The 626-nt window shown below is 68.1% G+C and carries 1 protein-coding gene; it reads left to right on the forward strand.

Going from position 1 to position 626, the window contains the following annotated elements; genetic code table 11:
- Positions 1–626: alpha-galactosidase (locus tag FK530_RS24770; protein ID WP_193560367.1), on the forward strand; the 626-nt coding region annotated here is incomplete at both ends.

Here is a 626-nt window from a genome sequence, read left to right on the forward strand (position 1 = left end):
GAGACTGCTGCCGAGGTCGGGGTCGAACGCTTCGTCCTCGACGACGGATGGTTCTCCTCCCGTCGCGACGACACCTCGGGTCTGGGCGACTGGGTGGTCTCCGCGGAGGTCTGGCCCGACGGGCTCACCCCACTGGCCGACGCCGTCCACGAGCGGGGCATGCAGTTCGGGCTCTGGTTCGAGCCGGAGATGATCAATCCCGACTCGGAGGCCGCGCGGGCGCACCCGGACTGGATCCTCTCCCCCGCGACCCATCGCCCTCTCCCAGCACGTTCACAACAGGTCATCGACCTGACGAACCCGCAGGCCTTCTCCCACGTCCTCACACAGATGCTCTCCGTGCTCGACTCCGTGGAGGTCGACTACATCAAATGGGACTTCAACCGGGACCTGTACGAGGCGGTGTCACCCCTGACGGGTCGGCCCGCCTACCATGCCCTGACGCTGGCCACCTACGCGCTCATGGATGCAGTCCTCGCCGCGCATCCGGGCCTGGAGATCGAGTCCTGCGCCGGAGGCGGGGGACGCATCGACCTCGGCATCCTCGAGCGCGCGGTGCGGGTGTGGGGCTCGGACTGCATCGATCCCCTCGAACGACAGCAGATCGAGGCCGGCACGTCCCTGCT

The organism is Tsukamurella conjunctivitidis, from assembly GCF_007858475.1.
Lineage (GTDB): Bacteria > Actinomycetota > Actinomycetes > Mycobacteriales > Mycobacteriaceae > Tsukamurella > Tsukamurella conjunctivitidis.